This is a genomic window from Elusimicrobiota bacterium (assembly GCA_041658405.1).
Lineage (GTDB): Bacteria > Elusimicrobiota > UBA5214 > JBBAAG01 > JBBAAG01 > JBBAAG01.
The window spans coordinates 31,436-41,922 of the sequence record JBBAAG010000020.1 but is presented as its reverse complement, the minus strand read 5'-3'; the positions used below and the strand labels follow the sequence as shown (position 1 = coordinate 41,922).

Genomic DNA, 10,487 nt, shown 5'->3' with positions numbered 1-10,487 from the left:
GCCGGTGGAAAGCATTGCCGCGCCGACGTTCACGAGTTTGCCCGGCGCTAACACGTTGCTTAACCGGTCAACGTTTTTACATCCAAACTTCGGGATAATGTCTAAACACACATGGCCCGCTACTACTACTTTGTGGTTCTTCATAAATTCTGCCTTATTCCCCGTGTGTCTTTCTTCCTTTATTTAGACAATTGTAAACCTAAATTGAAAAACACGCCACTATTATCAATAGTAAATATATTAGAGTAAGTACGAAAATACCTATATGAAACTTGACCCATTAATGCTAAGTTTTTCCATTTAAAAAATTGCCACACATATTCAGCTAAATAACCCAGATCTTCCACTCGTGCTTTTTCAGTATTAACAGAATGATAAATTGATCGATTACTTTTTTGATATACAAAATCGACAAAATTATAATTAATACCGATAGCAATATATGAATTATTTCTAAAGTGATATGGCAATTTCATTGAAATTGTTAACACATTGCTGTCAGTAATATTGTAAGTATAGAATTCTAATTGTTCATTATAATAAAATGGCTCATAAAACTCCCCTTCAATACCATCAAATTGATAAGCTCCATCAAGTATTAAACCTATTTTGTGGTATCTACATTCATAAAATATATTAAAACTTTCTTTCCCAACAAAAGCGTTCAATAATACCAAAGGATTTGGATCTCCACCACTAGTAGGAATATGCCCTGGTCTGACACCTAACCCTAAACTGTAACCCAAACCAATACTATTAATTATCTTTTTGTAACTACTTATATCTTCTGCGACTTGTTTAGGTGGTTTAATTTGCACATCTTCTCCGGTAATGTCCATTATTTGTGCATATAACTTTCTATTATTCAAATCACTTTGTGTAACTGTTGTTGTATCAGTTTTTTGTTCACTGCTACTAACATTCGATTGTTGTTGCGTTTTACTTTCCGTCATCGTTACTTTTTTATCAGTACCCACGCCTTTACCAATGAATCCTGCTCCTATTACTAATAGTGCTACAACCATTAGAACCGCTGCATTCATTTCTCTATATTCCTCAAGTACGCTTCGTTTTTCTCACATGGCGGTAGATAAACAACCCTACCAACCCGACAAGTATGACAAGAACGACGATGTCCACTACCTTACTATACTTCATCACAGCGTCCCAGTGTTCTTTTAACACATACCCACACCACGCGAGGAATGTGTTCCACATACCCGCACCGATAACGGTGTAAATCCCAAACTTCACGAGGTTCATTTTCCCAACACCTGCGGGGATCGAGATAAGGTGGCGTACAATCGGGATGAACCTGCTGACGAAGATTGTTGCGTCGCCATACTTCCCAAAAAACTTTTCTGTAACCGCCAGTTCTTCCTCATCAAGTAGAAGATATTTCCCAAATTTATTTACAAACGGCTTCCCCCCGTACTTACCCATGAAGTATGACAGCATTGACCCAACGATACTCCCTAATGTACTCCAGAACGTTACTAATACAAACGTAAACTTCCCGTCGGAAATAAGGAACCCGGCAAACGGCATCACTGCTTCACTCGGGATCGGGAATACCATACTTTCCATTGTCATCAAAATAAACACGCTGGCATACCCAGTTGCGTCAATAAACTTTGTGATATACCCCGCAAGAAATTCTGTTAACCCCATAAAACAACGCACCTTTCTAATCAAAAACTCTAATTTTTTTATTAGCACCTATTAATATGTATTATAATATAAAAAGATACGTTTACAAAAGGACTTATAACTAAGATGACAAACTGGGAAGAAAAACGGTACTACAAACGCTATAACGCTGCGTTGCCGGTAGACATTATTTGTACAAAAACAAAAGCGTTGATCTCCCACGGTATTACCCGTAACATAAGTTTTGGCGGGTTAAGTATCGTTATTGAAAAAGAAATTGATGGAACACCAAACTACATTTTTGAACTAACCTCGCCAAAAGGGAAGAAAGTGTCATTAACCGGCACAATCTCGTGGAAACATCCGGAGTACCAAAAAATGTCATACGGCGTACAGTTCCACAACCTCGGGTTCTTCAAAACAATATCATTCAAATCGTTTATTGATGATATTACCAAGATGAACGGTTAACAATTAGCCTAATAGGAACAGGAGAAATATGTTATTATGAGAAAACTAAAAGCTGGAGTCTTAGGATTACGCCGCGGGATGAGTTACGCTACAAGTTTTAATGCGCATCCCAACACCCAGCTGGTAACCATCTGTGATTTCAGTAAAGACCGTATCTCCGCAGCAAAACCCAAACTCCCGGATCTTACTTTATATTCTGACTACGACAATTTTTTGGAGCACGATACTGACATCGTTGTTATAGCCGGGTATCTCCCGGACCATGCAAAACAAGCTATAAAAGCGCTTCACGCAGGGAAACACGTATTATCAGAAGTAACTGCATGTATGACACTTGGGGAAGCCGTGGCGTTATGCCGTACCGTAGAAAAAACCGGGAAAAAGTATATGATGGCAGAGAATTATTGTTATATGCCGCACATACAGGAAATGAAAGTGTTATACAAAAAAGGCGTGTTAGGCGAGTACACCTACGGTGAAGGCGAGTATATCCATGACTGCCGTCCACAATGGAAAATCCTTACAAACGGCCCAACACACTGGCGTAACTGGCTACCCGCATCGTATTACTGTACACACTCACTCGGCCCGATCTCGTGGATTACCGGAACACGAACCGTGAAAGTCAACGGCTTCTTTGTCAATAAAGGCATTGGCCAAACTGTTGGCCGGGTAGGCGATGACTGGGGTGTACTGATGTGCACAATGGACAACGGCGCGATCAGCCGTATAATCCCGTGGTCAAACGGGCCAAGGGATACTTTGTGGTACCGTATCTACGGCACAAAAGGTACGGTTGAACATAACCGTCTTACCGATAAAACAGTACTTAACGTGTTCACTGAAACCAAACCGTTACAGTTCAGTACCGATATCTACCTCGCGAAGTTCAAGAAGTACGCTGACCTCGCAGCACAAACTGGGCATGGGGGCAGCGATTTTTTTGTTACCCACGAATTTGTTGAGAGTATACTGAAAGACACAAAACCGCCGATTGATGTTTATGAATCCGTTGATATGACACTCCCCGGAATACTTGGGTACAAGTCAGCGTTAATGGGCAACGCTTCTCTTGAAGTTCCGGATTTCCGGAAAGAATCCGTCCGTAAAAAATACGAGAATGATAATTGGTCACCAAACCCTGCGGATAAAGATAAACAAGCGCATCAACCAAAACCGTCAATCCTGGGCGACATAAAAATCCCGGTAAAAGTTTATAAACAGATATATGAGTAGGAGTATAGCGTGAACGACAAACAAATCATTGCTCCGTTAGTTAACGAAATCCTGGCGCTTGCGAATGACAAAAAACAGGAGTACAAAAAAAAGTTGTGGGCAGGCCATCAGGCATTAAAGAAAACTGATAAAATCCCGGTCTGCGTGTATTACGAAGGCATACCCGATACTCATTGGAAGCTAATGCTCGGCGCGAACTTTCTCAAATGTAAAGACCGGTTCGCCCGCGGACTTGAGTCCGGGTTAAGAAAACGCCTTTGGATCGCAAACAACGTTCCCGACGACCATATCGTATGGCCGGAACTTACAGTATCCGCTATGTACAAAACCCCAATCTCCTGGGGAGTTGATCTTAAATGGGAAGGGTCGGAACACAGTGAAGATACCGACCTGGAAGCTAAACGTATCATTGCGATCTTCGGTGACGGTATCGATGTCAGTAAACTAAACTTTACCGACCAGGTAGTTGACAACGACGCAACAAATACACGGAAGGAACAAGCTGCGGATTTGGTAGATAACAGGCTAAGTGTAAATGTAAACTACGCGAGCACAGGATTTATCCCGTTCGACCTTGCGGTACGAATGTGCGGGATTGAAAATATGCTGTATAACGTCATTGACGCCCCGGATAAAGTTCATGCGTTGATGGACTATATAACGTCAGCGTTTGAAAAAAATCATATTAACCGTAACACAACCGGCGCGATCAACTGCCGGCCGGATCGTACCGGCGCATACGCGATAAACAATATGCGCGTACATTCCGCATACCTCGCACCGGATTTTAAGGACAGAAAACCCAACCTTACCGACGAATGGGTGTATATATCAGCACAAACATCCTCGGGGTTAAGCCCAACGATGTACAACGAATTTGTGCACCAATACAACTGCCGGCTTGCAAAGTATTTCACGAATAAAACCGTATATTACCACGGCTGTGAGTGTTTAGACAAAAAAGTGGATATCATATCCACACTCCCCAACCTGCGGAGGTTTCATGTATCCCCATGGTCAACAGTAAAAGTTGCAGCAGAAAAGTTCGGGGATAAGGTAGTTCTTGAAACACATGCACATCCCGGCAAAGTGTTCTTCGGGTATACAAAAGACGATATGAAGAAAGAAGTACAGGCAATCGTAGACACTGCGGGGACAACGAATATTGACATCAACCTCAGCGATATACATTCAATAAATAACAACCCGCAGTTGTTAATCCAATGGGCGGAAGCTGCACAGGAAGTTAGTAACCGGAAATAAGGAGTACTATTTTTTATGGCAATGACACCAAGAGATGTTATTAAAGGAAATTTAAATTTTACAAAACCTGACCGCATAGGATTAGCGTTTGACCGTAAACGGTTAAGTGATTTTTGCGGGGCAGGAATCGATACCAGCCTTATCTGGAAGAAACGTATGTGGGTAGAAAATAACAAACAGTTTTATGATGATGCCTGGGGCAACCTGTGGTACAGAATAGAAGGCATGAGTTCCGGCGGGGAAGTACACACGCCGGTATTGGACACTTGGGACAAACTGGCAACTTACAAACTCCCGGAACTTGATAAACCCGAATTATACGTAAAAACAAAAGAACGTTTTGCTAATGCCGGTGATAAATACCGGCTGGCATCACTACCCGGATTTCCATTCGCTATCTGCCGTTACATGCGTAAACTTGAAACATACCTTGGCGACCTTGTGCTTGAACGCGAAAATATTGACATCCTACACGACCGCGTAACAACGTTATTAGAGAAAGTTATCAAACGCATGGCGGAAGCCGGTGCAGACGGAATCTTCTACTGTGAAGACTGGGGCACACAGGAACGGTTACTCGTAAGCCCTGATATGTGGCGCGAGATTTTTAAACCGTTATATAAACGGTTATGCAAGGCCGCGCATGATAACGGGTTACATGTCCTCATGCATTCCTGCGGATACAACTGGCTGATACTTGACGACCTAGCAGAAGTCGGGGTTAACGCATTCCAGTTTGACCAACCCGAACTTTACGGGATTGAAAAGTTAGCGGAGAAACTCCAAAAACTGCATGTATGCTTATACTCCCCTGTCGATATACAAAAAACCATGCAGACTAAAGATAAAACCAAGATTGTTGCTGCAGCGAATAAAATGGTAGACAACTTCTTTGGCCCTAACGGCGGCCTGATTGCCAAAAACTATGGCGACCTAAAAGGTATCGGTATTACAGAAGAAGTTGATATGTGGGCGTATGAAACATTCCTTGCGCGATGCCAGGGACTAAAAAAATAATGGCCACACGGAAGATACGATACGGTATCTGCATAAATTCAGTCAACCATTCGTCAATACTTGAGAATACAGGGTATGATTATTACGAGTTACCTGTAAGCAGGCTAATAGGCCCTGAACTTGACGATCCCGGGTTTAAAACACTGAGAGAAGATGTTAACACACACAGCATATTTCCTGAAACATTTTACCTATTCATTCCCCCGGCATTACCACTAACCGGGCCGGACCGCGATAAAGCCAGGATTGAATCATATCTATCATTAGTACTCAACCGCATACATTTACTCGGAGGTAAAGTTGTGGGATTCGGTAGCGGCAGGGCACGCAGTATCCCGGATACAATTACACGGGAAGAAGGCATGCTGCAACTAACTGAATTCATGCGGACAGCAGCGGGTATTGCCGCGGGGTACGGGATCACCATAGCAATTGAGAACCTGGAGACAACAGAAACCAATGTTTTCACGGATATACACAGTATCGGGAAGTATATTAAAGAACTCGAACTTTTCAACGTTGGAATCCTTTTTGATATCCATCATTGTGTTGTACAAAATCAAAATATAGAAGATATCGCCAATTATGCGAGTTTTATTAAACACATACATATATCAGATACCGGACGGTTGAATCCCGGTACAGGACAGTATCCTATCCCGTGGTTGTTTGAAATATTAAACAATATTGGTTATACCTCCCGGGTTACATGTGAATGTAAATGGCAAAACTTTGAAACTGATATCAAACACACGATTGAGTACCTTCGGAACATAAACAAAGTGTGATAGTTACCCTTACTTTAAACTGATAAGGAATTTTTCCAGCCCGCAGATGACAGCCTCAGCCTGGCGTTTATGAAACTCTTTATCCACAAGCAATGCTTCTTCATAAGGATCAGTCATAAACGCTTGCTCCACAAGCATTGCCGGTATCCTGGTATCTCGTAATGGCGAGTAATTAAAATTACCAACCAGGCCAAAATCCCCGAGTTCACCGAGGTTCAGTAATTCTTTCCATATAAATTCCGCTAATGGTTTACAGTGAAGGTATTTATAATACGTACTCGTCCCAAGCCGGCGGTTGAACCCCACAGCATTACCCCCTGCATTTGAATGGATTGTCAGTATAAGATCCGCTTTCCCGTCGGACGCGTACTGCAGTTTCTTTGAGAAGTCCAGCGCAGTATCACCTGGACGCATAAGAACAACCTTTGCCCCGCGTGATTCCAGTATCTGTTTAAGCACGCCTACCTGATACAGATTAACATCCTTTTCCTTGAACCCCATTAACCCAACAGCTCCGGTACTCCCCGGCCCGCCATGCCCGGCTTCAATTGCTATTATTAACCCGTTCACCGGAGAGGTAGAATTTTTTATTATTTTTAAAGAATCACCTTTCGGCGGGCGTTTTATATACAGCATCAACCCAGGCACACCACCGCGCACAATTTTTTCTGCACGGTAACCCCAGATAAAGTTTGTGTTCAACACAACACTTATGCGGTCAAGGTTATCCTCCACTTGTTCGCATATAACAGCATCTATAACCGTAGCACTGGCTTTATGCGTGATCCATGTTGTTGCGTTATGGGTATCAAAAAAATCGATCACTATTTTATTAGGCTTCCCCGGTTCAGGCTTAACTGCATAAGCTACCGGCGCGGACATTTGTATCCACACAAAATCACTATCCTCATTTCCTCCGGCACTGCAGTAGGTAAAATAATTGTGTGGTACGGGTGTGGACGGCGGTAAGAGTTTCACGCTTTTAACCGAAACCCAGCCGGATAACGATTTTGACAGGTTGATATTATACATCTCACCCTTACGGCTTAAAACAACAAACCGTGTACCTTTAGGCAGTTCCGCGATATACGGCCCGCCAAGACGTACATCGTGTAATCCATAAACCACCGGTGTTTTATCGTCAACAGTTTCCGCTATACGAACATACGCAGAAGGCCAAATCTCAATTTTTGCATCAGTACTCATTTTTTTTATACTGCTGAACACGCAAAACTTTTTCCCTTTTGTAGTTTCAAAAACAACTCGTTGTGCACTATTATCATCCTCATCATCATCCCCTGCAAACGGCACATACTTCGCGTAGTAAACACTTTTTATCTTATCCACCCCGGCAACCTCAGTTAAATTTATACGTTTATCCCCGTTGATAACCGCGCGGCACGCATACCCGCTAGGCCCGTCAAGTTTGAACTCAACCGCGTCTTTACCTGTATAAACAGCAACATCACCTGAAGGTTCTAAAACCCTAAACTTCGCTTCTTTATCGCTTCCCGCCTTTTCTTTATTTATGTATGACACTCTATAAATCCTGGTGGTTGAAACATTCTGCGGGGTCGTAACGGTTACAGGGATTTGATTAATCCCTGAGGATAACCGCACACCGTCAACCGCAAATGCGCCGGTAGGGAATACTTGTGTAGTTACTGTCCCGATCATAACCGTATACCCCGGTATTGTACGTCCAAGTATATGTATAACACCGGTATTAACCTCGCTGTTATCTACCGGATCGAAGATATGCACAAAATTCAGTTGCCGTGCAATATCAACTCCTTGTATCGTGAGGCCAACTTCCCTAATTTCGCTGGAACTCAGTGTTATACTTGACACCTCAACACTATCGGCTCCATCATATTCCGCTATAACCCTGTATTCCGTTGAAGTTGACACTTTAACAAACGCATAGGTTCCGTCCATGGAGGTAACCGTGGAACTCACAGTATTACCTTTAATGTTATCACACAAACTTACTGACGCATCAGTTACCAGCTGCCCTGTTTCGTCTTTAACAACACCTTTTATCATCGCGTATGAAGCTAGATTGTAACCATGATTTTTGTTCAGTATATTAGAATCAAAATATTTCAATACTTTATTATTAATAGTTTCAACAGAATATACCGTATCAACAATCCCGCGGGTAATCCATGCTGCGGGGTCCTGGTAATAATCATAGTACCCGCTAGGAATTCTTGTATTATAAAACTCATCCTCAAAATACGGCGTTACCAACCCTGCGGCGGTTACACTCAAGGTTACCTCCGGCTTTCTATTTTTTACTTCCGCATAAATGTTTGTGATAAACCGTGTTAACTGTTCACGCTGCCAGTCATCCCAATCACGCCGTGCGAGATTACCTCTGGCAAAAAACCGTTCTTTACTCACAGGGTCAGGACTGGTTTCCTGTGCCGGGTATTTTAGTTCATTCAAAATAATCCCGTCGATATTATATGAATCAACAATTTCGAGTATAACTTTTTTTATATGCTGCTGTGCTGCGGGTATTCCCGGGGAAACATAAAAATACTTCGACCCGTTCAACGGCGCGGATACCGGAGTAAGATTTTTTGAAACACACCCCCAGGGATCGCCTTTCTCTGTTGCGTAACAGTTATACCCGCTGTAATACATATGTCCCGGAGTTAACCCCTGCGGAGGGATAGTATCTCCGTAACTCACAGGGAATACGTTAATATACGCATAAACTTTCACTCCACGGGTATGAGCGTCTTCAATCACAGTTTTTAGAGGGTCAAACCCGGGGTTTGTGTAGTTAAGAAACTTTGTCCAGGGTTCGTACTTACTGGGGTAACACGTTTCCGCTACTTCCCGTACTTGCAGGATAATAGGGTTTGCAGTACCAACACTTTTCTTGCACTGTACCGGGTCTGCGGAGATCCAGTCGGATAATTTAATAACATCAATCCCTGCACTCCATACGGGCAGAGAAAATGTTATACAAAAAAACAGTGTTAATACAGATACAAAAAACTTTTTCATATTAATCCTGTCCTCTGTACCCGAACATTACTTCCCGAGATTAACCATCGGTACACTGTTTGACCCAAGCATTGTCACCGGCAGTTTACCATCCCATTTTTCAATCCATTTAAGGTCTATCACTTCTTTTGATGTATTAACTTTCAACAACCGTTGTTTTTCAGCTTCACCCTGTCCTTCGAGTATCACACGCTGCTTATCCTGTTCCGCCTGCTGCCGGCGGTATTCCGCGGTTTTAATCTTTTGTTCCTCAATCTGTTTTTCTTCCACCACTTTATTGAACTCAGGCGAAAAATCGATATCCATAATATTTACGTCTTCCAGAATAACGTAGTAATTTTCAAGTTTTAATTTCAACGCTTCAGTGATCTTTTGTTTCACTTCATGGCGTTTAACAATGATATCTTCCACTCTGTATAACGCTACTGCCGCTTTTACACATTCATGGATTGACGGAACAATAACTTTATGCACAAAATCGTACCCAACTTTGGAATACAGTGTTGGAATTTTTGATGCGTCAAGGCGGTAGTTAACTATAGATTCTACAACCACCAACTGCAAATCCTGGCTTGCACCTTCCGACTTTTGTTCTTCCCTCTGGGTTTTGATATCAAATATATACACATTCGACAACGGGTTCTTCACATGCAACCCGTTCTCTGAGAAACGCTGGACTGAACCAAACAATACTTCAACCCCGACTTCACCGGGGTTGATAACATAAAGTACCGTTGTTGCTAACATAACAAAAAAAACTACTACCCCGATAAACCCTGCATTCCGCAAGAACCCAGCCCCCGGACCGGCATTATTATTCCCGCGAACAATACCAATACCTAATCTCTGGCTAAAAATCAGCATTAACGATACGGCTAAAACGATTAACGATAGTACTAACATTTTACGATTCCTCCTCTAAAAATATATTGTCTGTTTTCTGACACTATTTCAAATACTGTTATCAAAATCAATATCATGTTATCTGTTAACATATAACTTATAAGTGCACTAAGTCAACCCCGTCCCGCACTACTGCAA

At 42.4% G+C, this 10,487-nt stretch carries 9 protein-coding genes; 5 read left to right on the top strand and 4 right to left on the bottom strand.

Going from position 1 to position 10,487, the window contains the following annotated elements; genetic code table 11:
* Positions 1-179: 179 nt before the first annotated feature.
* Positions 180-1,043, bottom strand: a complete 864-nt coding sequence (locus WC955_05480) for a hypothetical protein (GenBank protein MFA5858498.1) — start codon at positions 1,041-1,043, stop codon at positions 180-182.
* 13 nt (positions 1,044-1,056) lie between these two features.
* Complete coding sequence (locus WC955_05475) at positions 1,057-1,671, bottom strand: DedA family protein (GenBank protein MFA5858497.1); 615 nt, start codon at positions 1,669-1,671, stop codon at positions 1,057-1,059.
* A gap of 105 nt (positions 1,672-1,776) precedes the next feature.
* Here WC955_05475 and WC955_05470 point away from each other — a divergent pair, with 105 nt between their 5' ends.
* Genes WC955_05470 through WC955_05450 form a run of 5 tightly spaced genes read left to right on the top strand, consistent with a single transcriptional unit; the run spans position 1,777 to position 6,425 of the window.
* Entirely contained in the window at positions 1,777-2,121 is a 345-nt protein-coding gene (locus WC955_05470; GenBank protein MFA5858496.1) for a PilZ domain-containing protein, read from the top strand.
* Between the two features lie 36 nt (positions 2,122-2,157).
* Complete coding sequence (locus WC955_05465) at positions 2,158-3,357, top strand: Gfo/Idh/MocA family oxidoreductase (protein MFA5858495.1); 1,200 nt, start codon at positions 2,158-2,160, stop codon at positions 3,355-3,357.
* 9 nt (positions 3,358-3,366) lie between these two features.
* Complete coding sequence (locus tag WC955_05460; protein ID MFA5858494.1) at positions 3,367-4,620, top strand: hypothetical protein; 1,254 nt, start codon at positions 3,367-3,369, stop codon at positions 4,618-4,620.
* A 15-nt stretch (positions 4,621-4,635) separates the two neighbouring features.
* A complete protein-coding gene (locus WC955_05455) occupies positions 4,636-5,637 on the top strand; it encodes a uroporphyrinogen decarboxylase family protein (GenBank protein MFA5858493.1) in 1,002 nt (333 codons plus the stop codon).
* Positions 5,616-6,425 (top strand): sugar phosphate isomerase/epimerase family protein, encoded by an 810-nt coding sequence (locus tag WC955_05450; GenBank protein ID MFA5858492.1) that lies wholly within the window; start codon positions 5,616-5,618, stop codon positions 6,423-6,425. Before WC955_05455 ends, WC955_05450 begins: the two co-directional genes overlap by 22 nt.
* Positions 6,426-6,434: 9 nt before the next feature.
* On the opposite strand, the gene WC955_05445 is transcribed toward WC955_05450, so the two are convergent.
* Both WC955_05445 and WC955_05440 read right to left on the bottom strand, forming a co-directional pair.
* A complete protein-coding gene (locus tag WC955_05445; GenBank protein MFA5858491.1) occupies positions 6,435-9,446 on the bottom strand; it encodes a family 10 glycosylhydrolase in 3,012 nt (1,003 codons plus the stop codon).
* A gap of 27 nt (positions 9,447-9,473) precedes the next feature.
* Entirely contained in the window at positions 9,474-10,349 is an 876-nt protein-coding gene (locus WC955_05440; protein ID MFA5858490.1) for a prohibitin family protein, read from the bottom strand.
* Positions 10,350-10,487 lie beyond the last annotated feature (138 nt).

Bases quoted from the DNA above. Each gene is read 5' to 3' on its own strand.
- WC955_05470 (MFA5858496.1), top strand. From the start codon at position 1,777: ATGACAAACTGGGAAGAAAAACGGTACTACAAACGCTATAACGCTGCG.
- WC955_05465 (MFA5858495.1), top strand. From the start codon at position 2,158: ATGAGAAAACTAAAAGCTGGAGTCTTAGGATTACGCCGCGGGATGAGT.
- WC955_05455 (MFA5858493.1), top strand. From the start codon at position 4,636: ATGGCAATGACACCAAGAGATGTTATTAAAGGAAATTTAAATTTTACA.
- WC955_05445 (MFA5858491.1), bottom strand. From the start codon at position 9,446: ATGAAAAAGTTTTTTGTATCTGTATTAACACTGTTTTTTTGTATAACA.
- WC955_05475 (MFA5858497.1), bottom strand. From the start codon at position 1,671: ATGGGGTTAACAGAATTTCTTGCGGGGTATATCACAAAGTTTATTGAC.
- WC955_05440 (MFA5858490.1), bottom strand. From the start codon at position 10,349: ATGTTAGTACTATCGTTAATCGTTTTAGCCGTATCGTTAATGCTGATT.
- WC955_05480 (MFA5858498.1), bottom strand. From the start codon at position 1,043: ATGAATGCAGCGGTTCTAATGGTTGTAGCACTATTAGTAATAGGAGCA.
- WC955_05450 (MFA5858492.1), top strand. From the start codon at position 5,616: ATGCCAGGGACTAAAAAAATAATGGCCACACGGAAGATACGATACGGT.